The 25403-nt window shown below is 62.4% G+C and carries 18 protein-coding genes; 9 read left to right on the forward strand and 9 right to left on the reverse strand.

Annotation, left to right across the window (positions count from 1 at the left end; genetic code table 11):
* Nucleotides 1-2: 2 nt before the first annotated feature.
* The 4 genes from H8S62_RS00845 to H8S62_RS00860 form a co-directional block, all read right to left on the reverse strand.
* Entirely contained in the window at nucleotides 3-896 is an 894-nt protein-coding gene (locus H8S62_RS00845; RefSeq protein WP_186918199.1) for a carbohydrate ABC transporter permease, read from the reverse strand.
* Nucleotides 847-2127, reverse strand: a complete 1281-nt coding sequence (locus H8S62_RS00850; RefSeq protein ID WP_186918200.1) for an ABC transporter permease — start codon at nucleotides 2125-2127, stop codon at nucleotides 847-849. Before H8S62_RS00850 ends, H8S62_RS00845 begins: the two co-directional genes overlap by 50 nt.
* A gap of 73 nt (nucleotides 2128-2200) precedes the next feature.
* A complete protein-coding gene (locus H8S62_RS00855) occupies nucleotides 2201-4270 on the reverse strand; it encodes a biotin/lipoyl-binding protein (protein WP_186918201.1) in 2070 nt (689 codons plus the stop codon).
* 299 nt (nucleotides 4271-4569) lie between these two features.
* Nucleotides 4570-6996 carry an ABC transporter substrate-binding protein gene (locus H8S62_RS00860; protein ID WP_186918202.1) on the reverse strand — a complete coding sequence of 809 codons (2427 nt, stop codon included), beginning with the start codon at nucleotides 6994-6996 and terminating at the stop codon, nucleotides 4570-4572.
* 353 nt (nucleotides 6997-7349) lie between these two features.
* Here H8S62_RS00860 and H8S62_RS00865 point away from each other — a divergent pair, with 353 nt between their 5' ends.
* Together H8S62_RS00865 and H8S62_RS00870 are read left to right on the forward strand one after the other, a co-directional pair.
* Nucleotides 7350-8030 carry a response regulator transcription factor gene (locus H8S62_RS00865; protein WP_155145291.1) on the forward strand — a complete coding sequence of 227 codons (681 nt, stop codon included), beginning with the start codon at nucleotides 7350-7352 and terminating at the stop codon, nucleotides 8028-8030.
* Nucleotides 8024-9340: a sensor histidine kinase gene (locus H8S62_RS00870; protein WP_155145289.1), complete on the forward strand. Its 1317-nt coding sequence runs from the start codon at nucleotides 8024-8026 to the stop codon at nucleotides 9338-9340. Before H8S62_RS00865 ends, H8S62_RS00870 begins: the two co-directional genes overlap by 7 nt.
* 62 nt (nucleotides 9341-9402) lie before the next feature.
* Here the strand turns inward: H8S62_RS00870 and H8S62_RS00875 are convergent, their stop codons facing one another.
* A complete protein-coding gene (locus H8S62_RS00875) occupies nucleotides 9403-10815 on the reverse strand; it encodes a sodium-dependent transporter (RefSeq protein WP_173023782.1) in 1413 nt (470 codons plus the stop codon).
* Between the two features lie 393 nt (nucleotides 10816-11208).
* Between H8S62_RS00875 and H8S62_RS00880 the strand changes: the two genes are divergently transcribed.
* From H8S62_RS00880 to H8S62_RS00890, 3 genes are all read left to right on the forward strand, one after another.
* The gene (locus tag H8S62_RS00880; RefSeq protein ID WP_186918203.1) at nucleotides 11209-12660 is read left to right on the forward strand and encodes an MBOAT family O-acyltransferase; all 1452 of its coding nucleotides are present in this window, start codon (nucleotides 11209-11211) and stop codon (nucleotides 12658-12660) included.
* Nucleotides 12661-12706: 46 nt separating this feature from the next.
* A complete protein-coding gene (locus H8S62_RS00885) occupies nucleotides 12707-13717 on the forward strand; it encodes a hypothetical protein (protein ID WP_186918204.1) in 1011 nt (336 codons plus the stop codon).
* A gap of 643 nt (nucleotides 13718-14360) precedes the next feature.
* Nucleotides 14361-14768, forward strand: coding sequence for an MmcQ/YjbR family DNA-binding protein (locus tag H8S62_RS00890; protein WP_155145283.1), 408 nt, complete (start codon nucleotides 14361-14363; stop codon nucleotides 14766-14768).
* Nucleotides 14769-15696: 928 nt separating this feature from the next.
* Here the strand turns inward: H8S62_RS00890 and H8S62_RS00895 are convergent.
* Nucleotides 15697-15972 (reverse strand): DUF6514 family protein, encoded by a 276-nt coding sequence (locus H8S62_RS00895; protein WP_155145280.1) that lies wholly within the window; start codon nucleotides 15970-15972, stop codon nucleotides 15697-15699.
* 277 nt (nucleotides 15973-16249) lie between these two features.
* On the opposite strand from H8S62_RS00895, the gene H8S62_RS00900 reads away from it, so the two are divergent.
* Entirely contained in the window at nucleotides 16250-16495 is a 246-nt protein-coding gene (locus H8S62_RS00900) for a hypothetical protein (protein WP_155145278.1), read from the forward strand.
* Nucleotides 16496-16539: 44 nt separating this feature from the next.
* Here the strand turns inward: H8S62_RS00900 and H8S62_RS00905 are convergent, their stop codons facing one another.
* The gene (locus H8S62_RS00905; RefSeq protein ID WP_186918205.1) at nucleotides 16540-17199 is read right to left on the reverse strand and encodes a Crp/Fnr family transcriptional regulator; all 660 of its coding nucleotides are present in this window, start codon (nucleotides 17197-17199) and stop codon (nucleotides 16540-16542) included.
* Nucleotides 17200-17297: 98 nt separating this feature from the next.
* On the opposite strand from H8S62_RS00905, the gene H8S62_RS00910 reads away from it, so the two are divergent.
* On the forward strand, nucleotides 17298-18005 hold the full coding sequence (locus H8S62_RS00910) for an ATP-binding protein (RefSeq protein WP_186918206.1): 708 nt from the start codon (nucleotides 17298-17300) through the stop codon (nucleotides 18003-18005).
* Nucleotides 18006-18334: 329 nt separating this feature from the next.
* On the opposite strand, the gene H8S62_RS00915 is transcribed toward H8S62_RS00910, so the two are convergent.
* A complete protein-coding gene (locus H8S62_RS00915; protein WP_186918207.1) occupies nucleotides 18335-20848 on the reverse strand; it encodes a diguanylate cyclase in 2514 nt (837 codons plus the stop codon).
* 157 nt (nucleotides 20849-21005) lie between these two features.
* A complete protein-coding gene (locus H8S62_RS00920) occupies nucleotides 21006-21713 on the reverse strand; it encodes a FadR/GntR family transcriptional regulator (RefSeq protein WP_155145270.1) in 708 nt (235 codons plus the stop codon).
* Between the two features lie 206 nt (nucleotides 21714-21919).
* Here H8S62_RS00920 and hypB point away from each other — a divergent pair, with 206 nt between their 5' ends.
* Together hypB and H8S62_RS00930 are read left to right on the forward strand one after the other, a co-directional pair.
* Complete coding sequence (hypB, locus tag H8S62_RS00925) at nucleotides 21920-22588, forward strand: hydrogenase nickel incorporation protein HypB (RefSeq protein WP_155145268.1); 669 nt, start codon at nucleotides 21920-21922, stop codon at nucleotides 22586-22588.
* A gap of 110 nt (nucleotides 22589-22698) precedes the next feature.
* Nucleotides 22699-25398 carry an FAD-dependent oxidoreductase gene (locus H8S62_RS00930; RefSeq protein ID WP_186918208.1) on the forward strand — a complete coding sequence of 900 codons (2700 nt, stop codon included), beginning with the start codon at nucleotides 22699-22701 and terminating at the stop codon, nucleotides 25396-25398.
* Nucleotides 25399-25403: the final 5 nt, after the last annotated feature.

Here is a 25403-nt window from a genome sequence, read left to right on the forward strand (position 1 = left end):
TTTCACTCGTTCTGCGCCTCCCTTCCCCAGAACCGCTGCAGAAGCATGATGAGCAAAAAGACCACCAGGGCCATCAGCACTGCCCCGGCGCACATCTTATCCACATCCAGGTCTGCAAACCAGTTGTTAAAGAGGTGCTGGAGCATATAGATGCTCGTGTTGGGGTAATTTCCGCCGATGAGGTACGCCTCCCGAAAGACCTTGAAGGAGTTGAGGAGGGAGAGCACCGTGATGGTAAAGAGGGTGGGCATCAGCCCCGGCAGGGTGATGCGGAAAAACCGCTGTAACGCCCCTGCGCCGTCAATCTGGGCGGACTCGTAGAGGGCGGGTGAGATGGCGGTGATGCCCGAGAGCCAGAGAATCATATCGTAGCCCGTGTTTTTCCACAGGTAGCTGAACACCAGCACCGCGAAGGTCAGCTCACTGTCCAGCCAGTCCACCGGGGCGGCGCCCAGCCACCCCAGGAAAATATTGAACAGGCCGTTCTCGTGGAAGACCACCTTCCAAAGCAGAACGATGGAGGCCACGGGGATGGCCATGGGGATGAGGAAGGAGGTCTTGAAGACGCCCCGCTTCTCCCGGAAGGCATTGACCAACAGGGCCAGCAGCAGGGAGAACACCAGCAGCAGCGGAATGCAGACCGCCACGAATTTGGCCGTGTTGCCCGCCGCCAGGCGGAATGCGTCGTTCTGAAAGACCGTCAGGTAGTTCTTGAAGCCCACGAACTGCCCGCTCATGGCGGAGAAGAAGGACCGCCGCACCACGTCGATAAAAGGGAGGAGCACCAGCACCGTCACGGCCAGCAGGCTGGGCAGGACGAAGAGCCAGGGGACGGCCCCCTCGCTCTCATTCTCCTCCCAGGGACGTCTCTCGGACCGCTTCCGGTAAAGCTTCACGGCACTCACTCCTCTCCTCGGTTCTCGGTCTCAGCCGCCGCTCATGCACGCGCAGCGCCCCGTCGGCCGCCAGCCAGATGAGGGGCAGCACCCAGACGCTCCGGGTCAGCTCCACGCCCCCAGCCGCCGAAAAGGCCACGGCCAGCAAAAATGTGGCCACCATCGCCCCCAGGCCCGCCGCCAGGAGGGTCCCGCCCGAATCCACCCGCACCCGCTCGGCAGCCAGAATCACCAGCGCGCAGGCCGCGGCGGTTGTCAGCACACAAGCCAGGAAGGCAGGCCATATTGCAAGGTCCCGGGCCGAGAGCGCGCTGGTGAAGACCGCCCGCAGGCTGGCGGACACCTGTCCGGCCAGCCTGGACCAGAAGTCAAAGTCGGACCAGCGGGTGGGGATGACCTTGTCCGGGAGGTCCCAGGGAAACCCCATGCCCCACAGGGCCAGGGCCCCGAAAGCAATTCCAATTGGTATATACTGCACTAATAATGCCGGACTGTATTTCAATTTCCACCCCCGGCGCAGGACGCGCAGGAGCAGGCCCAGCCCCAGAAGCAGCGCGGGCAGGCAGGAGAGCGCACCCAGGCACCAGCTCAGGAAGGGCAGATCCAGCACCTCGCCGCCGGAGAAGCCGTTCTGGCTCAGCCACGCCCGTGCCTCCGTCTCGCCGCCGCCGTCCGGGAGGCGGAGAAGAAGGTTTCCATAGGTCTGGGCGCTGTCGCCCTCCCCCTGGGTGAGGATGAGGCCGCTGTCACCCTTAAAAACCCCGCGTACGGAATAGGTCCTGCCGTCCAGCTTCAGTCTCTGTCCCACAACGCTGGCGCTCCCCCAGATGCCGGAGGCCACCGCCTCGTCGATGATGCAGCCCGCCGCGTCCTCCCGGCTGGGGTAGCTCCCGAACAGGAGCGTCTCGGGGTAAAACTCCGCCGCATCGCCGTAGCACTCCAAATGGGTGGCGGCGGCGGCGCGTTCACCCGTCTCGTCGGTGACGCTCCTGTCCGCTTTTTCCTGCCATAAGGTGGCGGCGGGCGGGTTTTCCCGCCCGTCCTCCTGGGCCCAGCGCTCCGCCTGGAGGAGCTGGGCGGGGCTCACGCCCGCCCCCTCCCCGGTCCACTGGATGGATACCCCGGCCGAGAAGTCCGCCGCCCGCTGCGCAAAGAAGAGGGCGGCCACCCAGGCCAGCAGCGCCAGGGCGGCCAGCAGCGCCGCCAGCCCCCGGCTTCGTGTCTCTTTCATCAGTTCACCACCAGTTGGAGTTTTTCCAGGACCGCCGCGCAGCGCAGGCCCTTCCGGCGCGCCGCGCCCTGTCTCACTTTCCGGCTGTCACCAGCCGCACCCGGTCGCCCTCGCTGATGGGCTTATTGGCGCTAGTGACCACCTGGTCGTCCCAGCCCAGGGCGCTGGCCTCCACGGCCATGTTCTCGCTGTCCTGGGCCAGCACCTCCACGGGTACCTTCACCACGGTCTGCTCCGTGCCCATGACGGTCTGCTTCTCTCTGAGGACCAGCACGAATTTGCCGTCCGCGTCGGAGCGGAGGGCTCCCAGGGGCAGGCAGGTGTTATAGGTCTCGCTCCGCTTGGAGATCTCCAGCTTGGCGGAGCCGCCGGTGGGCCAGGCGCCGTCGCCCAGAACCGCCGTGACCTTCACCATCCCCTTGTCGTCGGCCATGCCGATGGAGGTGATGCGCACTCCCCGGACATTCTGGCTCTTGCCGTCCTTGGTGAAGGAGAGGGTGCCCTCGTCCCCCACGGCCAGGGTCTCCGCCTCCTTCTGGGGAATGCTGCCCTCGAACTGAAAGCCCTGGTCGCTGCGGGAGAGGACGGCGGCCTTGGCCCCGTCCTGGGTGGTGCCGGTCTCCTCCAGGATGCTCAGCACCGTGCCGTCGATGGGGGCGGCCAGCCGTCCGCCCGCCTCTGCCACAGCCTTCAGCTCGTCCAGCTTCTTCTGGCTCTCCCGCCGCTGGCTGACGTAGCCCAGGCGTTCAATCTCCGCCTGCGCCCTGGTGTTCTGGTTGGTGAGGCGCTCGTTCTCCGCCTGGCGCCGGGCGTTCTCCAGTCCCCGCTGGGCGGACTCCACGCCCCGCTGGGCGCTCTCGATAGTCCGCTGGGCGGCGAGGAGCTGGTCCTCCGTAGAGGTCCCCGCGTCCTCAGCACTCCGCTGGGCGCTCTGGAGGGCCCGCTGAGCGGACTCCAATGCGTTTTGAGCGGACACCACGGCGGGCTCCTCGCTCATGTCCGTCTTCTCCTTGGCCTCGGCCAGCTTGGTTTCGGCCTCGGCCGCCTCTCTCTCCGCCTTTTGAATCTTCTCCGCCCACTTCTCCTGGACGGATTTCAAGTTCTCCTTGGCCCGCTTGAGGGACTTATAAATGGTGCTGCCGGCGTCCGCCAGGGAGTTCATGCCGGCCTCGGCCTGGTCCTGTCCGGACTGGGCCTGAAGCAGGGCGCTCCGGGCGGCGGCGATGGCCGCGGTGTCGTCCGGGGAGTTGGCCAGAAGCTCGTCCAGCTCGGCCTGGGCCTGCTTCACCGCCTCCACGGCGCGGTTGTAGGTGTTCACCGCCGCGAAGTAGGAGCTGTCGTTGCTGGACTGCTGGTCCTGGGCGGAGTCCACCGCCTGCTGGGCGGAGTCCTCGGCGTCCTGGGCGGACTCCTTTGTGGTCTCCAGGGCCTCCTTGGCAGCGTCCGCCTTCTCCTGGGCGGCCTTTACCAGCTCCTCCTTGGCCTTGACCTTGGACTTCTCCAGGGCGGCGGCAGCCTCGTCGCAGTCGGCCTGGGCCTGCCGGAGGTCCTCCTGAATCCGCTCCTCGGCGGTGCCCCGGCCCTCCTTCAGGCGCTCATAGTCCTCCTGGGCGTTTTTCAGGTTGACCTGGGCGGTGTCCAGCGCATCCTGGGCGCTGAGGATAGCGTCGGTGCTGGCGCCGGAATTGCCCCCGGCCGCATTGGCAATTTTCAGGTCCAGCAGGCCGATGTCGTTCTCCAGCTTCTCAATGGCGCTCTGGAGCGCCTCCAAATCCAGCTCCAGCAGGGTGTCCCCCGCCTTTACCTGCTGGCCCTTGGCGGCGGCAATCCGGGTGACGCGGATGCCTGCGGGCAGGGTAATCTCCAGATCGCCCTGGGCCTCGATGACGCCGCCGGCAGTGATGCGCTGGGTCAGGACGCCGCTCTTGGCAGCCTGGGTCTCCACCCGGGCAACGGTCACACCGTCCGCCGCCCGGGAGAGGAGGGTGAGGACCAGCATGAGGACGAAAAAGGCAGCCAGCGCCTTGGCCGCCGTCCGCTGTACGGCGTGCTTCATGCGGGGCGCGGGGCGCTCGCCCGAGGCGAGCTGCAGCCGCTCCTGCTCCGCGCGGGTCCTCGCGCGCTCCATGAGGTCGAATGCCATGCTTCATCACTCCGAATCGTTTCGTTAGGCATATCATACAGGCTCAATCTCTAAACCATCTGGAAAGCGGCTTTGAGGTTGTGAACGTTTTGTAAAGCAGGGAATGCGAGGGCGGATTGCCGCGCCGTTTTTCGGAATGGCGCGCAACGACAACAGGGTATGTTAGCCGCCGGTGCCGCCCGCAACCGCTGTCCTTGCAAGCCAGCGCGTACGCGCTGGCTTGGCAATCCGCTTTCCCCGTCCTCTTTCCATGCAGAGGGGCGTCCCGGCTGAGCCGGGACGCCCCTCTGCATCTATATTTACTCCGCCAGATAGAGCCGGGTCTTCTCCACCACCTTGGCCGCGGCCTGGTTGGGGGTGGTCTTGCCCGCGGCCAGCTCCATGGCCTGGGCGTTCACCGCCTCCTCCACCACCCGGTCCGTCAGGATGGGGGTCTTGAGGCTCTTGCACAGCTCCAGGAAGCCCATTTCGGACTTGGCGCCGCTCTGGCTGAACTCCGGCTTATCCAGGGTGATGTCCACCATCGTCTCGCCGCTGTCCATCACCTCTTTCACCATCTGTTCCAGGGACTGCTGGTTGACAGGGAAGCCGTCGTAGAGGTATTTGTCCTGGACCGTCCGCGAGAGGAGCAGCTCCAGGAAGGAGGCGGCCAGCTCCTGCTGCTTGCCGGAAGCCACGATCCCAACGCCGCCCACTGGGGTGTAGCGGTCGCCGCCGAAGAGGGCCTTCAGCTCATAGCCCGGTCTGCCGCTCAGATTGGAGATGATGCTGCTCAGACTGAATTTGCCGCCAAGCTCCTGTATGTGCATCCGGGCCTTGCCCTGGCCCAGCATCATGGCGCCGGAGTCCAGCGCTTCGAAGCCTCCGCTGCCGCCTGTGGAGATCGCAATGGTGATCATCGCAGAGCTGTCTATCTGGGGCGTGTAGGCCTTCACGGCCTTGTCGATGCGCTCCGCCAGCTCAAAGTACCGGGCCAGAGCCGCCTCGTCCAGCGCGCCATCCCGGAAGAACTCGTCCGTGCAGGATTCGTAGTAGCGCATGAGCATGCCGGGCATATCCTCCGCCCACAGGTCGCTGGGCCCCCAGAGGAGAGGTGTCCCGCCGCCAGCGTCGTCTTCCAGCGCTTTTGCCAGGGCCTCCAGGCCGTCCAGACCCGCCAAATCCGCGCCGTTGCCCATCATGACGGGCACGCTGAAGCGGGAGGGCACGCCGTAAATCTTGCCGCCGCGCTCATAGGCGCTCATCAGGTTGCTCATCAGCCCGTCTCCGCTGAGCTTCTCCACGAGGGCGCTCAAATCAGCCAGCACGCCCTTCTCAATGTAGGAGTCCACCGGAAGGCCGTCCAGCAGGAGGATATCGGGGCCCTTGCCGCCCAGAATCTCGGTGTTGAGGGCGCGGATTACATCCTCCACCGTGGCTGCGGAGTCGTCGCCCAGGGCCACGCGGAAGTTCACCCGCACGTTGGGGTTGCGGCGCTGGAACTCACCGATGGTCTGGCGGACGGTGGGATTGTCGTTCAGCGCGAAGATAGTCAGCTCGGTGTCCGGGGTGGTGGGGGTGTTTTCATCGTAATAGTAGCGGACCAGCTGGTAGCCCTGGTCCCCGGTGGACAGGACGGCGTGGAAGCCGTCGCCCCCGTCGGAGGCCAGCCCGGCGATGGTGGTGTTGGGCATCACGAGGCTTGTGATGCTGCCGTCCACCAGCCGCTCCCAGATGGTGCCCCCCTCGGCCTGGCGGTAGATGCCGGTGGAATCGGCCAGGTAGATGCCCTTGTCGTCCATGCCAAGGGTGAGGCGGAAGTCCTTGCTCTCATAAGTATAGGCGCCGCTCTGCTTGGCGGTCTCCATATCATAGGTCACCATACCCTTGCCCTCGGTGTCGCCCATCAGCAGGGTGCTGCCCAGGAGCGCCACGCCGCTTTCGTAGGCGGTGCCAAAGAATTCCGTTTTCTTGACGCCGTCGGCGTCGTAGCGGTATACGCCGTCGCTGCCGAACAGGAGCAGGAATCCGTCGTCCAGGGCGACGACGCCGTTGACATAGAGCTGGCTCTCCCCCTCCCCGCTGAAGACAACGCCGCCGGAACTGCCGTTGGGCGCGGTCAGGACGTCGTCCGGCTCTCCGCTGGGCGCAGGGGTGGCCTCGGGCGGCGTATCGGCGGTCCCTCCCCCGGCCGTGTCGCCCCCCGTGATGTCAGCGGCGCCGGCATCGCTTCTGCCAAGGCTCACGCTGCCGCTGCTGCCGTCAACGCCGCCAATCGTCATGCCGCCGAACCCGCCGGCCGTCAGTTCGGGCACCTCCAGCTCCTCCGGCGCACCGCCGTCCACGCTGCGGGCCAGTCTGGATTTATAGCCGGCGTCGTAGTAGAGAAAGTAGACCGTTCCGTTCCCGCTCTCGGAAATGGTATCCAGCATGCCGTTCCCGGCCGTCAGGTATTCGCTCAGCCAGGTCAGCTCGCTCTTCTGGATCTCCCCGCCGCCGGCGGGGAGGACGTAGCGGTAGTAGGGCGCCCGGTCGCCGTCCTTTTCCTGGCCGTAGAAGATGATATCGCCGCCGCTTCTGTGGAAATTGAAAACCCTCGTCAGGTTTGGCAGGGTCTCCCCCTGCTCCTCTACATAGCGGCCCATTGGGGTATTCCCCTTGCCCCCGCCGCTGTTATCGCTGCTGCATCCGGCCAGCAGTCCGGCCAGAAGACACACGGATAATGCCGCGCTCAGAATTCTTTTCATGCCAATGCTCCTTCCGATTTGGTACGTTCAGCATAACAGCCTTATCTGTAAATAACCTTTAAGTTTTCTTAGATAAAAAAACAATGATTCTGTTGAGGCACAGCAGGGCAATCAGAAATTTTCGATTCGGTCATTGCCTTGCAGGGCTCCGCGCAGAGGAGGGTGAGAAGCAGCGCAAGGGCCTGCGGATACGTTCTCGGGAGTGATGTATCCGCGGCGTACACCCAGACAAATTCAGGACCCTGTCCTTCAACAGCCTTTAAGAATTTTTAGAGATTGGGGCAAGGATATAGATTTTTTAGAGGAATGGCTGGTATACTGAACTCACCAAACTGCATTGGAGGCACACCGCCATGCGTATTTTAATGGTAGAAGACGACGTGGACCTCTGCTCCGCCGTCGATATTCATTTGAAGAAGGAGGGCCATATCGTGGACTTTGCCCACGCCGGGGACGACGGGCTCCACTTCGCCCTCCAGAACGCCTATGACCTCATTCTGCTGGACCGGATGCTGCCCGGGCTGGATGGGGTCGGCGTGGTGGCCCGGCTGCGGAAAGAGGGGCTCACCACCCCCGTCCTGATGATCACCGCCCTGGACGGCATATCCGACCGCGTGGACGGCCTGGACGCCGGGGCCGACGACTACCTGGCCAAGCCCTTCGCCACCGAGGAGCTGCTGGCCCGCATCCGCGCCCTCTCCCGCCGCCCCGTCCAGTGGGAGAGCACCCGGCGCCTTACGGTGGGGGACCTGGAGCTGGACACCGAGCTCTGCGCCCTCCGGGGCCCCGGCTCCGCCTGCTCCCTCTCCAAGCGGGAGGGCCAGCTTCTGGAGCTCTTCCTCCGCAACTCCAGCCAGACCATGACCCGTGAGCTGCTGCTGGCCCGGGTCTGGGGGCCGGACGCCCCCGTGGAGGACGGCAATCTGGATAACTACATCCACTTTCTCCGCCGCCGACTGGCCGCCGCAGGCAGCGCGGTCAAAATTGTCACCGCCCGGGGCGTGGGGTACCGGTTGGAGGTTCCCCCTTGCTGAAGCGGGGCGGAAAGCCCGATCCCCTCCGGGGCCTGCGCGTCCGGCTGACCCTGCTCTCCGCCGCCCTCACGGGGGCGGTGCTGGTGGCTATGGCACTGGTGGCCCTCTCCATCTCCGAGGGGCAGCTGCGCCGCAGCGGAGAGTCCGCCTTCCAGAGCAATATTAACACCGTCGTCACCAAGCTCCAGACAGACCGCATCCTCTCCGTCACCTGGCTGGCCCAGACCGAGGCGGCGGACCGCCTGATTATCTCCATCTCCGACGCAGGGCGGCCCCTCCAGTATACCGGCTCCTGGACGCCCGCCACCAGCCGGGCCGCCCTCATACAGCGGGTCCAGACCGAGGCCCTCGCCCTGGGCGTGGACGCCGGCCGTCCGCCTCTCTCGGTCATTGAGACCACCGGCACCGCCCCCTTCTCCGTGGCGGGGGACAGCGGGGAGCGCTACTTGGCCGCCGTGGTCCTGGTTCCCGCCCATGACAGCTGGCTCAGCCTCACCCTCCTGCGGGATATGTCGGCGGCGGACCGGCAGATTATTCTGCTGCGTCTCTCTTTTATCGCCCTGGTGGCCCTGGGCGTGGCCGTCCTGGTGGCCCTCTGCTGGGTCTTTGCCGGCCGGGCCATCCGGCCCATCGCCGAAAACCAGCGGCGGCAGGCCGAGTTCATCGCCGCCGCCTCCCATGAGCTTCGCTCTCCCCTGGCCGTCATCCGCACCAGCGCCTCCGCCCTGGGTGTGGACCCCGCCCAGACCGACCGGCTCCGGGGCAGTATCGACCGGGAGTGCGCCCGTATGGCCCGGCTGGTGGACGATCTCCTCTCCCTGGCCGGTCTCGACTCGGGCACCTGGTCGGTCCGGCACGAGACCGTGGACACGGACACCCTGCTCCTGGAGACCGCCGACGGCTTCTACGGCGTGGCCCGTCAGAAGGGCCAATCCCTGTCCCTGGAGGTCCCCGATGACCCTCTCCCGCCCATCGTGGGGGACCCCCAGCGCCTGCGGCAGGTCCTCACCGTCCTCCTGGACAACGCCTTCTCCTACACCCCTGCCGGCGGCTCGGTCACCCTCTCCGGCGCGGCCGATGGGCCCTGGGTCTGTCTCCGGGTGTCCGATACCGGCCCCGGCATTCCGGCGCAGCACCTGCCCCATGTCTTTGAGCGGTTTTACCGGGCGGACGCCGCCCGGGGCGACAAGAACCACTTTGGCCTGGGCCTGTCCATCGCCCATGAGCTGGCCGCCCTCCACGGCGGAGAGCTGACGGTGGAGCGCACCTCCCCCGCGGGGACCACCTTTCTTCTCCGTCTGCCGAAATAGGTAAAAAAGAACGGATTTCCACGCCGCCGCATACGTCGGCGTGGAAATCCGTTCTTTTTTCATTACTTCCCAAAAAGGCCCATCAGCGCCCCGCCGAATTTGTTCCAGTAACCCATGAGGAAGATAAACACCACAAGTATGGGCAGTGCAATGCGGAAATAGGGGTAGAGCTTTCGGGGGAACGACAGGCCCTTGCCCTGGTCGGCCTCGTTCAGGAAATTCTCCCAGCCCCAGCCCTTCCTGGACACGCAGAAGAGCAGGTACACCAGGCTGCCCAGGGGCAGGAGGTTGTCGGAGAGGATGAAGTCCTCCAGATCCAGCACCACCGTCCCGGCCCCCAGGGGCTGGAAGCCGCTGAGGACGTTGAAGCCCAGCAGGCAAGGCAGGCTGAGCAGGAAAATCGCCACCAGATTCACCAGAACGGACTTTTTGTGGCTCCAGCCCCACTTGTCCTTGGGGAAGGTGATGATGTTCTGGAAAACGGCGATGACGGTGCTGAGCGCCGCAAAGGACATGAACACGAAGAAGAGCGCGCCCCAAAGCCGCCCGCCGGGCATGGCGTTAAAGACGTTTGGCAGGGTGAGGAAGATGAGGGATGTGCCGGAGTCGGGGGTCACGCCGAAAGCGAAAGCGGAGGGGAAGATGACCAGGCCCACCACAAAAGCCACGAAGGTGTCCAGAATACCCACGTTGACGGCCTCGCCCATCAGGCGGTGCTCCTTGCCGATGTAGCTGCCGAAGATAGCCATGGCGCCGATGCCCAGGGAGAGGGTAAAGAAGGCCTGTCCCATGGCGGCGAAGATGGCCTCGCCCAGGATGAAATTGCCTGCGGCGTCGTACATAAGGTTGTGGAAGTTGGGCATGAGATAGAACTTGAGGCCCTCGCCCGCGCCGGGCAGGGTGACGGAGCGGACCACCAGCACCAGCAGGATGGCCAGCAGCAGCACCATCATCACCTTGGTGATCTTCTCAACGCCCTTCTGGAGGCCCAGGGAGCAGACGCCCATGCCGATGAGCACCACCAAAATCATGAATACCAGCATCAGTCCGGGGTTGGAGAGCATGCCGTTGAACTGCTCGCCCACCCCGGCGGCGTCCAGGCCCACAAAGTCGCCCTTGGCCATCTTGATGCAGTAGAGGATCATCCAGCCGGCCACGGTGGTGTAGAACATCATGAGCATATAGTTGCCCGCCATGCCGAACCAGCTGTACCAGTGCCATTTGGCGCCCTTGGGCTCCAGCTCGTGGAAGCTGGTTGCCACGCTGCGGCGGCTGGCGCGGCCCACCGAGAACTCCATCGCCATAATGGGCAGGCCCAGAATCACCAGGAATACCAGATAAATGAGCACGAAGGCCGCGCCGCCGTATTTTCCGACGATGTACGGGAACCGCCAGACGTTCCCCAGCCCGATGGCGCACCCCGCCGATATGAGCACAAAGCCCAGGCGGGACGCAAATGTCTCTCTCTCCTTCACGGAAGATTCCTCCTTGGATATTTATGCAGATTCACACAGTTTATTAATGATAAACTTTTTGCTGTGGGTTGTCAACTCCGAAGCGCGAGGATAGGCGCATAGGGGAGATAAGACGGCACGAAGACAAGAAACAGGTGCGGCGTCCCACGCAAGCCGCGCGGCATTCTTGGCGGAGTGCCGGCTTATCGACCCGGCCATGCGCCCAATCCGAGCGTGACAGAAAAGCGCGAGGATAGGCGCATAGGGGAGATAAGACCGGAGTGAGAGGCGGAGCCCAAGACGGCAGGCCGCCTGCCGACGTTCTCCCCCGCCCTGCCGGCACATCCCAATTGACTTTATCCCCTCCATCCACTAAAATGGTACAGAATTTGTTTTGAACGGCGGTGACAGTATTTGACCTTTCTCTCCCCCCAGTTCTTCTGCTTCTTCCCCGTGACGGCCCTGGTCTATTTCCTGCTGCCCCGCCGGGTCAGGAATATTTGGCTTCTGCTGGCGAGCTGGTTTTTCTACCTCTGCGCCAAGCCGGCCTACCTCGCCCTTCTCCTCCTGGCGGTGGTCTCCACCTGGGTCTGCGGGCTTCTGCTGGAAAAACAGAAGCCCAGCGCCCGCAGGGGGGCGCTGATTTCCTGTCTGCTGCTCCTTTTCGCGCTGCTCTTTGTCTTTAAATACCTAAACTTCACCCTGGCTCTGGCCGGCCGGGCCCTGAACGCCATCGGCTTTGATTTCGCCTCCCCCGCCCTGGACCTCATTCTCCCCGTGGGCATCTCCTTTTACCTGTTCCAGGCTGCGGGCTACGTTGTGGACGTCCACCGGGGCAAAATTGCGGCCGAGCGGAGCTTTGTGACCTATGCCCTCTTCGTCTCCTTCTTCCCGCAGTTGGTCTCCGGTCCCATCAACCGGGCCGGGGACCTCCTCCCCCAGTTTCGGGAGGAGCACCCATTCGACTACGACAACCTCAGGGTGGGCCTGGTCCGCTTCCTCTGGGGCGCTTTCAAGAAGACGGTCCTGGCCGACCGGCTGGCCGTGCTGGTGGGCGCGGTATTCGCCGCCCCCGGCGACTATGGCGCGCTTCAACTCATAGGCGCCGCAGCGGCCTTCTCCATCCAGCTCTACTGTGACTTCTCCGGCTACTCCGACATGGCGGTGGGCGCGGCCCGGGTGATGGGCTTCCGGCTGATGGAGAATTTCCGCACGCCCTTCTTCTCCCGCTCTATCGCGGAGTTCTGGCGCAGGTGGCACATCTCTCTGTCCTCCTGGTTCCGGGATTACCTCTATATCCCGCTGGGCGGCTCCCGGAGGGGGACGGCCCGAAAGTGGCTTAATATACTCATCGTCTTCGCCGTCAGCGGCCTGTGGCACGGCGCGGCCCTCACCTTCATCGTCTGGGGCCTTTTGAACGGCCTCTATCAAGTCGTCGGCGGCGTCACCGCGCCCCTGCGCGGCAGGGTCCGCCATGCCCTGGGCCTGCGGGACGACGGCAGGGTGACGAGCCTGCTCCAAATTGCCGTCACCTTCGCGCTCTTCTCCCTCTCCATGGTCTTCTTCAAGGCCGGCTCTCTCGCCAACGCGCTGGAGGTCCTCTCCGGCATGGTCCACGGTCCCCTCTGGGCCTTCCGGAGTATGGGGCTGGACCGCCTGGAGCTACTGGCCGCTCTGTTCGGGCTGCTGGTCCTCCTCCTGGTGGACCTCCGGTCCCTGAAGCGCAGTATGGAGGCCGACTATCTGGCGGTCGGGCGCCCCGTCCGCTGGCTTATCCTCCTGCTGCTCCTGTTCTCCATCGTCATTTTCGGCAGCTACGGCGCGGGCTATGACGCCCAGGCCTTTATCTACGGCTTCAGCTTCTAGCTTCCGCGGCACATACCGCTCCCCATCCCCTGAAAGGAGGGCGCACATGAAAAAACGAAAAGAGCTGCTCTTTGCCGCCGCCCTCCTGCTGACGACGGCTCTGCTTCTGAACTTCGCCTCCGACGTGCTCCGCCCTGTCCGTCTGGACTACGGCAGCACCTGGAGCGCTTTCCGCGCCGAGCCGCGGGACAGCCTGGACGTCCTCTACTTAGGCAGCTCCTACGCCTATTGCGACATCAACCCCTCCCTGATCTACGCCCAGACCGGGCTCACCGGCTTCGTTCTGGCGGGCTCGGAGCAGCCCCTCTCCATTACCTACTGGTATTTAAGGGAGGCTCTGCGCACCCAGTCCCCCCGGGCGGTTCTGATTGAGGGCACCTCCCTATTCTTTGATACCTACCAGAATTACACGCAGATCAACGTGGGCTATATGCCCTTCTCCCTGAACAAGCTGGGCGCAATCTTCACCGCCTCCGAGCCGGAGCTGCGCCCCGGCCTCCTCTTTGACCTCTATTTCTACCACACCCGCTGGAAGGAGGTCGGGCTCAGCGACATACAGCGGGCCCTTACCCCCGCCCAGCCCGACCATTACAAGGGCTATACCGCCATTGACCAGGTGCAGGAGGGCGTGGGCATTGCCCCCTATGTGGGGGACCGGAAGGTGGACCCGCAGGTCTACGCCGAAAACCTGGAGTGGCTGGATAAAATCCTCGCCCTCTGTGAGGAGAACGGCATCCAGCCCATCGTGGCCTTCCACCCCACCTATACCCGCTGTACTAGGGAGACTTACGCGCGCATTGAGGCGGAGGTGCGGGCCCTGGACCCGGACGCGCTGTTTTATAACTGGAGCGAAGAGTTTGAGTCCATTGGCCTCACCCCCACCACCGACCTCTACGACGGCGGCCACCTGAACCAGGACGGCGCGGCCGTGTTCTCCCCCTGGCTGGGGGACCTTCTGGTGGAGGAGGCCGGCCTCACGCCCCGGCCCCAGTCCGAAAACAACGCCGCCGCCTGGACCGAGTCCGCCGCCCGGTGGCGGGAGTTCCTCGCCGGTTAAGTATGCAGAATTAGCGTGAGGCGCCCTTTTTTACGTGTATGCGTCTGCTCCTGCGGCCACGCGTGTAAATTCTATGACCGCGGTGTGAAGCACCTCATCGCCGTTTTTTATAAGTTCTTTGGCAGTCGCCAATAATCGATACCCTCCGCAGAGAAAGCCTCGCAGAGTTCCACCGTCCGCAGGCGGCGGGATCATGTTGAAATCCGTCATTTCTGGGGACATGCGCCTGAGAAATGACACTTCTCATGGCGGATGGGTCGACTTGTTCCCAAGAAATCGAACCCCAGCCGTCATGCAGTCTTCTGTCAAAGAAGCCCCGAGGGGCTTCTTTAACAAGCTAGTAAAAATAGTAAATATTCGGCGGCAATAAAATCTTTTTTCCAGTCGGAAAAGCCTATAAAATCAGCATTTCTGCTATGCGAGAAGCCGCCCTGCAAAGGGTAAAATGGTGCCCAAGCGAACAAACGGAGTTATAAGCAGTAGCATGAAGGAATGATGAGCTGTTTGACATTCCCATGTACTCACACTAAATGAAAAAGCTAGTTATGGGTTTGTACGCATTAGGCGGATAAGGCGAACTAAATACTTTAGAGCTTTGTCAACTATTTTCAATAATATAAATGGCATTGTAAGGAGGCAGGACATGTCCAAATTAGAATTTAGTGTAACACCTTGGTCAGACGGCAGCATGGAAAGATACCAATGGCTGGATATATGTCTGCAAGACCAATCATCTACCACGAAAGAATTTCATCCTGCATGGCAAGCATACAGATATTTGTTGTGCGGCAAAATGTACGCTTACATAGGCATTGATGACCGCAATGGACGACCTATCATCACCTTGAAGTTAGAGCCCATGTTTAGTGATTTGTTGCGTCGGGAGTACGAAGATGTCATACCCGGCTATTATATGAGCAAGCTACATTGGAGCACTGTATATTTGGATGGTAATGTGCCACGAGGCGTAATTACAGATATGGTATCTTCTTCTTATAAGTTGGTGCGCTCCTCGTTAAGTCAAAAGCAACAGCGAGAGTTGGCAGAATAAAAACGCTAGTTTTAGTACGCCTTATTGGTATAATACGTACTTCCCTTTTAACCGTTCTTAATAGTGGCAAGCAGGGCAAAGTGGTACACACTTTGCGATTTTCCCGATTTTCGCTTTGGCGAAACTCGGGAAAATCCGCTTGTTGGGGGCCTCCCCCAATCCCCCGGCAAGGGCCGCTTGCGCTGCTTTGCTAACGCTCCACAAGTGGATCGGCTACGAACCCTTGCGGGCACTGAATACGGGAGAGCCTTGACCGGCTGGAAAGAAGTATGCTCACAGCGTCCGGCAAAACGCGCAGACGCCCCGCTAGGGGAAATGAAAAAGGCCGCCGCTGGCGGCTCTTTTCCGGGGTTTGGGTTCCAGTACCCAACAAGCGTTTTGTGTGAGTGCATATACTCCTGCCCTGCTTGCCACGATTGTTTTCGGTGGGACCCCGATTCCCCCCGCACATGAAAATGGCCCCTGCATGAGACGGGGCTAAGTCTCACGCCGGGGCGGGTGTGCGGAACGATAGAAGGCCGTTTTCAGGGGGTTAGGATAAAAAATACAGGCCCCTCGGCTTGGCGTCCGCAGAGGCCCGTTCTATCAGGGATTTGGAGGCCCTATTATTCCGCTTTCGCAAACCGCTCTTTACCCCGCGCCGTCCTTCCGCAGATAGACAACAGCTATCATATGCAAGACTGTGACGGAGGTATTTTCCCATTTTGCAGCAGATACAATCCCGCCCAACCGTACAAAAATTGGTTGCAAGAACTTTTAACAAGAAACAGGGCTGATATGCGCAAACCCGCATGAAATCAGGGTTTCCGCATGATGGTATAAAGTCCTATGTGGCCTTTTGAGCCGCTTTTTTGCTATTCAGGCAATAAAAAATACCCGTGCCGCATCGCGGCACGGGCATTTTTTATGTAACCCACCTGGGACACACTCACAGCCAGTCGTTGATGACGTCGCGCAGGGTCGTGGGCGTTACAAAGTTCCGGGTCAGCAGTTCCATCAGCTCGTCGATTCTGGACGCGCTGGTGGTAATATTCGGCACGCATATGCTCTCCCCTCCGTCAGGCCCGGCGATGCGCACACCATAGCTCTCGCAGGCAAAGCCGCCGCTCACCTCCATCTGGTCCACCACGACAAAATAGTCAAACCGATGTCCTGCGCCCTCTTCGTCTTCCTCCTGACAGGATTCAACAAGCAATTCCCTCATCTTGCGATCTCCTCCTTCATTTTTTCAGGCATGTCACATTATATTGTACTTTCCAGGAAATGTATAGTGTTTTCGTAACCCTCTATTCGACCCCTTTTTCAGCGTTATGTAACCAAGCAGGCATATATGTAAACCTCCGGCGCATTGGTAATATATTTTTTGTCATACTCTGTAAATTCAAGTCGAACGATTACCGAATAAATTGGAAGAACTTTCGTCTTGTCCTCACCTTTTTTCCCTGATATTATGTAGGAAATGAGTAGAAACGAGGATATTTATGACTTTTCTGCGTTGGCTCTCCCAAATGCGGGATCTGCCCTGGTACATACTCACCCGCTGTGCCATCCTCGCCTGCGTCATGCTGGGCTCCACCCTGCTGGCCCTTGTATGGGCCATTGCCTCGGGAGCGGCCGCCCCGCTGCTCTGGAGGTACGCACACGATACCATCGCCCTTGCCCCGGTGGTCCTCCTGTCCGGACTCTTCGCATCCGCCTTCCTGGAGCAGATTCTCGACCGCCGATGAGCGAGCCAATAAGGCCCCCTCTCAGCGAGAGGGGGCCTTATTGGCTACAGCAGCTCAAAGCGGTTTTTCTCAAAGCTTAAAATCCCCTCCCTGCGCAGCTTTCCCAGCTCGGCGGACATGGCGCTGCGTTCCACGGCCAGGTAGTCGGCCAGCTCCTGGCGGCTGAAGGGGATGGAAAAGCGGCTGCTCCCAGTCCGCTCCGCCTGCTCCGAGAGGTAGGAGAGGAGCTTCGCCCTTGTGGTCCGGCCCGAGATATGCTCCAGCTTCCGGCTCAGGCTGTAGGCCCGGCGGGCCACCACCCCCAGCAGATTCCGGATGAGCCGGGCGTGGAAGGGGCAGGCGTTGGTGCAGGTCGTGAGCACCCGCTCCACGTCCAGCAGGAGCACCTTCCCCGCCTCCCCCGCCGCCACATCGATGTGGAGGGGCCTGCCCGGCTCGCAGGCGTAGACCTCTCCGAAAATCTCCCCCGGCCCCGCCTGGGCCAGCAGGCTGCGGTTGCCCCAGAAGTCCACCTTCTCCAGGCAGACTAACCCCTCCAGCACCAGACCCATGACCCGCAGCGGTTCCCCTGTCCGGAAGAGGGTCTCCCCCTTCCCAAAGGGCCGCTCCACCGCTGAGAGACAGCGGAGAACGTCCTCAATCTCCCTGTCGGTGAGCCCCTGCATCAGGGTTGTGGCGCGCAGCAGCGATAAATACGCTCTCATAAATGGTCCCCTTTGTTGGAAATACAACATACATCTCTTCCCTATTATAGTACCATAGCCTTAGAACATACAAGCCAGCTTACTGAGGAGGAACTTTTATGGTACGTAAAATCATTCACATCGACGAGGAAAAATGCAACGGCTGCGGCGCCTGCGCCGCAGCCTGTCACGAAGGGGCCATCGGCATGGTCGGCGGCAAGGCCAGGCTCCTGCGGGACGACTACTGCGACGGCCTGGGTGACTGCCTGCCCGCCTGCCCCACCGGGGCTATCACCTTTATGGAGCGGGAGGCCGCCGCGTATGACGAGGCCGCCGTCAAGGCCAACATGGCCGCGGCCATGAACCGCCAGGGTGACACCCTCCCCTGCGGCTGCCCCGGCTCCCAGAGCAAGTCCATCCACCGCCGTCCACAGCCCGTCTTACGCCCCATGGACGCTCCGGTGAGCCGGCTCTCCCAGTGGCCGGTCCAAATCAAGCTGGCCCCTGTGAACGCCCCCTACTTTGACGGCGCGAAGCTGCTGGTGGCCGCCGACTGCACCGCCTTCGCCTACGGCAATTTCCACAACGACTTCATTGCCGGGCACGTCACCCTGGTTGGCTGTCCAAAGTTGGACGCGGTAGACTACAGCGAGAAGCTCACCGAAATTCTCCGCCGTAACGAAATTCAGAGCGTCACCGTGGTCCGCATGGAGGTCCCCTGCTGCGGTGGTATCGAGCAGGCGGTAAAGACCGCTCTCCAGAGGAGCGGCAAATTCATTCCCTGGCAGGTGGTCGTCATCAGCACCGACGGCGGCCGCATCTCCTGATCCCCGGAGTACCTCGTCTCATCCCCCCGAGGGTCCCGTATGCGGATGCGCCACCGAAATGCAACAGGGCTTCTCCCGGCGCGCGGATGAGGCGAAAGCGAAGCGGTCGGAGTGACATCCGCCGCCCCAATGGGCGAATGTCAAACGGCGAAGCTTAATATGCCTGTGTTCCCCGCAGCGCTCAACGGCCGACGCCGGCGCGATGCTTTCCTATCCTGCGGTACAGAATGGACTTAAGGACAAAAGGCGGCCCCCAGGAATTTGATTTCCCGGGGGCCGCCTTTTGCCTCAGCCTTCATGGGACGTGCGAACAGATTGATCCGGCCTTTTCATGTTTCATTGCCCGCCGCTCTCTCCGCCACGCTGAACCCGTTGCGCCCCTGTTCCTTGGCGGTATAAAGCGCCCGGTCTGCCAGGGCGTAGATCTCCTCGTACCCGTCGCCCTGTCCCGCCAGCACCGCGCCGATGCTGATGGTCAGGTGCATTCCGTCCTCCGGGCTGAGGCCCCGCAGCCGCCTGCACAGGTCCCCGCACTTGTCCGCCAGGGACCTCTCGTCCTTGACCGCCCGCATATAGACGGCAAACTCGTCCCCGCCGGGGCGTCCCACGATGTCCTCCGCCCGGAAGCTGCCGCGCAGCAGCCCGGCCACCTGCCCCAGGGCCTCGTCGCCCCGCATATGTCCGTAGGTGTCGTTGATGGCCTTGAAGTGGTCCACATCAATGAGGAGCAGCCCGCCGTGCTCCCCCGCCGCCAGCCCGGCCAGGTCCTCACAGACCAGGCGCCGGAAGGTCCCGGCGTTGTAGAGGTTGGTGAGGCTGTCCATCTGCGCCCGCTCCAGAAGCGCCTCCTTCTCCCGCATCTCCTCGTCGATGATATTGATCTTGCCAAGGGTATAGGCGGGGGCGTCGCCGTCGAAAACGGTCTCCAGTGCAAAGCGCAGCCAGTGGTCCCGCCCGTCGACACAGTTGAAAAAGGCCTCGCGGGTCCCGCTCTCTCCCGAGGCGACGATGGCGCGGAACCTGGCCCGCCGCTCCTCCCCCTCCGGGGTTTCCGTTTCCGCGTTCAGGTCCGACTCAATGAGCTCAGGCCCGTCTCCGCCGTCCTTGGGCGGGCTGGATACCACCATAATACCCGTCCGGTAATCATACTCGAAGAAGTACTCGTTGACCAGTGCGTAGACCCTGAAATGCTTCTCCAGCTCCAGGGCGTTTTTCCGGTTCATCTTGGCCCGCTGCCAGAGGAAGAAGACCAGTACCGCGATGATAATCCCAGCCACCGACCCCACCGTCAGCACCACGCCCAGCGGGTTTTGCCGGATGAGATCCGCCAGGGTGGCGGGCTGCCTGCGCAGCAGGTTCTGGTTGACGATGCCCTGCATATCCGCCTCGGGAATGGTGAGCACCGCCTTGTTGAGGATGGAGAGCAGCTCCCGGCTGCCCGGCTTTACCACGCCGAAGCTGACGCTCCGGTCCTGCTCGCCCAGGGGGATCATTTTCAGACTCCAGTACTCCGGGGAGTTGATATAGTATTGGGCCGTATAGGTGTCCACATAGGTGAAGTCCGCCTCCCCGTCCAGCACGGCGCGGATACATTCGCTGGTGGTGGCATAGCGCAGGATCTCCTCCGCCTCCCAGCCCTTCCCATCCCACTCGGCGAAGGTGGTCTGGGCCAGACGGCGGCCCTGGCCGGCCGCTCCGCCGTCCTTCTCCCCGGTGATGACTACATACTGGGCGGAGAGATAGGGCCTGGTCATGGAGAGGCCCCGCTGCCGGGCCAAGTCGTAGTCGTAGGGCATGGAGGCCACCAGGTCAATCCCTCCCGAACCGGCCAGATTCGACAGTTCCTCCGGTGTGCCGCAGGCCACCAGCTCGAAGCGCAGGCCGGTCTGCTCCGCCACATAATCCAGTAGGTCCACCGACACGCCCCGCAGCGCTCCGTCCTCCCTGTATTGGTAGGGGGGCTGCTCGGTCAGAATGCCCACACGCAGCGCTCCAACCGACTCCACATAGGCCCGCTCCGCCTGGGAGAGGGTCAGCTTCTCCTCGGCGGGGCCGAAGTACTTTTCCAGAAGACGGGTGGTAAAATAGGGGTCGGTCTGTTCAATGCTCATAATGGCGGCGTTGAGTTCCTCCATGAGGCCGCCGTCCGTCCCCTTTGTAGTGATGAAGTAAAAGGGCTTGGAGTTGAAGCGGGCTACGGTCCGCACCCCCTCCAGATAGTTCATGCTGCTGTTGAGCAGCATATCCGCCCGTCCCTCCTCCAGTGCCCGGAGCTGCTCCACGTCGCTGTCGCAGTAGACGTACTCTGGAGTGGACATGTTGATGGCGAAGTAGTCCTCCAGCGCCTGGATGCTGCGGCTGGCGCCGCTGACGACCGCCACGCGGAAGGTCTGGGGGATCTGGGCATTGATCACCACGTCTTCGGAGTTGTCCAGCGAGGTCTGGAGGACCGTCTCCCCCACGCCATAGCTGTGGCTTGCATAGTCGTAGATCTCACCCATCTGTTCGGTGTAAAGCATACTGCCCAGCAGGTCGATCTCGCCCCTGGAGAGCATCTCCATCAGGGTGGTCAGGCTCTCGTCCAGGTCGCCGGGCACCTGGACGAACTCGTAGTCCCAGCCCGTGTACTGGGCCACCTCCTCCAGATATTCATAGGTGTAGCCCGTGTATTCACCGTCCTCGTCCACATAGGTGATGCCCTTCTGAACGGGATAGCCCACCCGAACCGTCCGCCCGCTCTTGGGCAGCCCCTGGCTGCCGGCCCCCAGGGCCGCACCGCCGGTACAGGCCACCAGCAGCAGCACCGCCAGCAGCAGCACCGCGACCCGTCTGATTCTCTCCACGCGCTCACCCGCTTCCCACCCGGGCTGTCAAGCAGTCCGTTTATTAGTACAAATTTTGGCCGCATTTTGCCATCAAGCGCTTAATTATCACTATTATACCGTCTCTCTCTCCCACGGGCAAGGAAAAAAGACGTTTTCTCCTCTCTTTTAGCGCCGTTTACTCTTCATAGATCTCCCGGCTGCCCTGAATCGCCTCATTTACATAGGCCGCCGCCCACTCCAGCGCCCCCTCCAGGTCCCGCTCCACGATGCGGCGGAAGAGCTGATAGCTGTGCTGGTAGATGGTCTGCACGCCGTAGCGGCGCATATACCGCTGCCAGAGGGGGATGATCACAGGCTTGGAGGAGTAGTAGATGAGGGGTGCAAAGGTGTTGCCGCTGAGGACGCACAGCTCATGGTAGTACCCGAAGGCGGCCTCAGCCGCGCTGTCGGCGGCAGCGCAGCCGTGGAGCCGCTCCAGCAGCCCCCAAAGCCGGTCGGTGTCCTGGTCGGTCACCCTGGGGATGAGGCTCTTGAGGGAAAAGGTGTCGATGAGGAGTTTGAACTCCAGGATGGAGCGTATCTCGTCCCTGCGCAGCGTTCCGCCGTTGTAGTTCATGATGGCGGCCATGGTCTCCATAGTGCCCTTCCTGCGGTAGTCGGCCACGAAAATGCCCACCCTGGGCCGGATCTCCAGGAACCCCTTCCCCGCCAGCACGGCAACCCCGCCGTTGACCACCGCCCGGCTCACCCCCATCTGTTCGGCCAGTTCCCGCTCGGTGGGGAGCTGGGAACCAATCTCCAGCGCCCCGGAGAGGATGCGGTTTTCAATCTCCCGGATAAAAAGCTCCTTCAGGCTGGGCGCCTGCAGCTTCTGAAACTCCATATGGCACGCTCCTTCTCTCTGGTATCTGGTATGACCAACATAATGCTATCATGAAATCCCTCAATTTACAAGCTAGTTCCTTGTGCCGAACGGAGAAAATCGTTAAATGAATCACAATAACGTTGCCGCCCCTCCCTTCACCTGATAAACTGAGCATGGAATCTTTCGTTTCAGGAACTGTTTCGACTTAAAGAGAGGTGGATACCATGGCTGAATTTCGCGTCCTGGAGATCAAACAGAGCGTCTTTGAGAGCAACGACCGGGAGGCCGACCTGCTCCGGGTGCGCCTGCGCGCCGAGAAGACCTTCCTGCTCAACCTGATGTCCTCCCCCGGCTCGGGGAAGACCACCACGCTGAAGCGGACCATTGCCGCGCTGAAGGACGAATTCCGCATCGGCGTGATGGAGGCGGACATCGACTCCAGCGTGGACGCCGAGGCCATCTCGGGCACGGGGGCCAGGGTCATCCAGCTCCATACCGGCGGCATGTGCCACCTGGACGCTGGCATGACCAGGCAGGGTCTGGACGGCCTGGGGACCGACAATCTGGATCTGGCTATCCTGGAGAACGTGGGCAATCTGGTCTGTCCGGCGGAATTTGACACCGGCGCCGCCCGCAACGCCATGATTCTCTCCGTCCCGGAGGGGGACGACAAGCCCCTCAAGTACCCGCTGATGTTCTCCATCTGTCATGCGGTGATCATCAACAAGATGGACACCCTGAGCGTCTTCGACTTCGACCTGGAGGCCGCCAAGGAGCGTATCCGGCGGCTCAACCCCGATGTGGAGATCTTCCCCATCTCGGCCAGGACCGGCGAGGGCATGGAGCCCTGGTTTGCCTGGCTGGCCGGGCAGGTCCGGGAGTGGAACGCCTAAGCCCGGCAGGCTGAGTCCGCTCCGTCCGGAGCGACTGGGTGGCATCATGCGGAAGCATCGCTCCCCCGCCCCCGTCTCCCCCGAGAAATGATAAAAAAGGAGAGGATGAAATGTCCCACCGCCTGAACAAGCGCGATGAGAAAATTCTGGCCCTGGCCAACCACATCGGCCGGAAGAAGCCGGGCAGCAAGGACGCCTACGACTTCGAGGCCCCCGAGTACCTGATATTGGAGCCGGTGGTCACCCACGAGATGGCCGACGTCTGCATGACCATGAAGATCCGCGAGCACCTGACCGCCGAGGAGGTTGCGCCCCGCTGCGGCAGGAGTGTGGAGGAGACCCACCGCATCCTGCTGGAGCTGGCCGACGCGGGCGTGTGCTTCGTCAACGTGGTGAACGGCAAGGACACCTTTTTCTACGATACCTGGGTGCCCGGCATCATGGAGATGATGGTCAACCACCCCACCAACCCCCGCAAATACCCCCAGATCGCCGAGGCCTTCGAGGCCTACGGCCGCGTCCGGGGCGCGGGCACGGCGGGCATGAGCCCGGTGGGCGTGGGCCTGATGCGTGTCATCCCCATCGAGCAGGCCATCTCCGCCGAGACCCGGAGGGCCTCCTACGAGGAGCTCTCCAAATATATCGAGGAGAATACCATCTTCTCAGTCTCCAACTGCTCCTGCCGCACCGCCCGGGAGATCATGGGCGAGGGCTGCGGGCACCTGAAGGAGGACATGTGCATCCAGATGGGCCACGCGGCGGAGTACTACATCCGCACGGGCCGGGGCCGCCAGGTGGAGAAGGCGGAGGTCTACGAGATCCTCCGCCGGGCCGAGGAGAACGGCCTCATGCACGAGATCCCCAACCTGGACGGCTCGGGCAAGACCCACGCCATCTGCAACTGCTGCGGCTGCGGCTGCTTCTCCATGCGCACCGCCGAGATGTTCATCAACGCCGACATGGTCCGCTCCAACTACGTCTCCAGGGTGGATAAGGACAAGTGCGTGGCCTGCGGCCAGTGCGTGGAGAACTGCCCGGTGAACGCCCTCCAATTGGGGCAGAAGGTCTGCTCGTCGAAGCCCGTGGTGGAGAAGATTGTCCGCAAAGAGACCCCCCGGGACACCAAGTGGACCAGCGACCACTGGAACGTGGACTACCGCATCAACCGCAAAAACGTGGTGGACACGGGCACGGCCCCCTGCAAGACCGAGTGCCCCGCCCACATCGGCATCCAGGGCTATATCAAGCTGGCCGCCCAGGGCAAGTATACCGACGCGCTGGAGCTCATCAAGAAGGAGAACCCCTTCCCCGCCGTCTGCGGGCGCATCTGCAACCGCCGCTGCGAGCAGGCCTGCACCAGGGGCGACGTGGATGAGCCCCTCGCCATCGACGAGATTAAAAAGTTCATCGCCGACCAGGACATGGACCCCTCCCGCCGCTTCATCCCGAAAAAGCGGCACAATTACTCCGACAAGAAGATCGCCGTGGTGGGCGCCGGCCCCGCCGGCCTCTCCTGCGCCTACTATCTGGCGCTTGACGGCTATACCGTCACCGTCTTCGAGAAGCAGCAGGCCCTGGGCGGCATGCTCACTCTGGGCATCCCCGCCTTCCGGCTGGAGAAGGACGTGGTCAATGCCGAAATTGACGTACTCAGGGAGCTGGGCGTAGAGTTTAAAACCGGCGTGGAGGTTGGGAGGGACGTGACCCTGGCCCAGCTCCGGGAGCAGGGCTACCGGGCCTTCTACCTGGCCGTGGGCGCTCAGGCGGGCCGCGCGCTTAATATCGAGGGGGAGAACGCCCAGGGAGTCCTCTCTGGCGTGGAGTTTGTCCGGGATATCAACCTGGGGCGCGACGTGAAGCTCTCCGGCAGGGTCATCGTCATCGGCGGGGGCAACGTGGCCGTGGACGTGGCCCGCTCCGCCGTCCGGGTGGGGTCGGAGACCGTCTCCATGTACTGCCTGGAGAGCCGGGCCGAGATGCCCGCGTCCGCCGACGAGGTGGAGGAGGCCGGCGAGGAGGGGATCTCCGTACAAAACGGCTGGGGGCCCAAGCGCATCCTCACCGAGAACGGTAAGGTCACCGCCGTGGAGTTCAAGCGCTGCGTCTCGGTCTTTGACGAGAACCGCCGCTTCTCCCCCAAGTACGATGAAAACGATGTGATTGTGTTTCCCGCCGACTATGTGCTCCTCTCCATCGGCCAGGCCGTCGACTGGGGCCGCCTGCTGGAGGGCTCCGGGGTGGAGTTGAACCCCAACCGCACCATTAAGGCCGATCCCTTTACTTACCAGACCGCCGAGAGCGATATCTTCGCCGGCGGCGACGCCTTTACCGGGCCCAAGTTTGCCATCGACGCCATCGCCGCGGGCAAGCAGGGGGCCATCTCCATCCACCGCTTCGTCCAGCCGGGCCAGAGCCTGATATATGGCCGGGACCGCCGGGAGTACAAGGCGCTGGACAAGGAGCACCTGGAGCTGGACAGCTACGACCGCATGCCCCGGGAGCAGGTCCGCCGCAGCTCCGACGCCCGGAAGAGCTTCCGGGACGACCGCCTCACCTTTACCGAGGAGCAGGTGCGCCGGGAGACCGAGCGCTGTCTGGGCTGCGGCGCCACCGTGGTGGATGAATTCCTCTGTGTGGGCTGCGGCCAGTGCACCACCAAATGCAAGTTTGACGCCATTACTCTGGAGCGCAAGTACGACGGCGAGGGCGTCTCCCTGGAGGACATGAAGAAGGCCCTGGTGCCCCACGTCATCAAGCGCACCGGCAAAATGACACTCAAGAAGATCAAGACCGCCTTCTCCAGGGACTGACGCCC

The sequence above is a fragment of the Lawsonibacter faecis genome, from assembly GCF_014287675.1.
Classification (GTDB): domain Bacteria; phylum Bacillota; class Clostridia; order Oscillospirales; family Oscillospiraceae; genus Pseudoflavonifractor; species Pseudoflavonifractor faecis.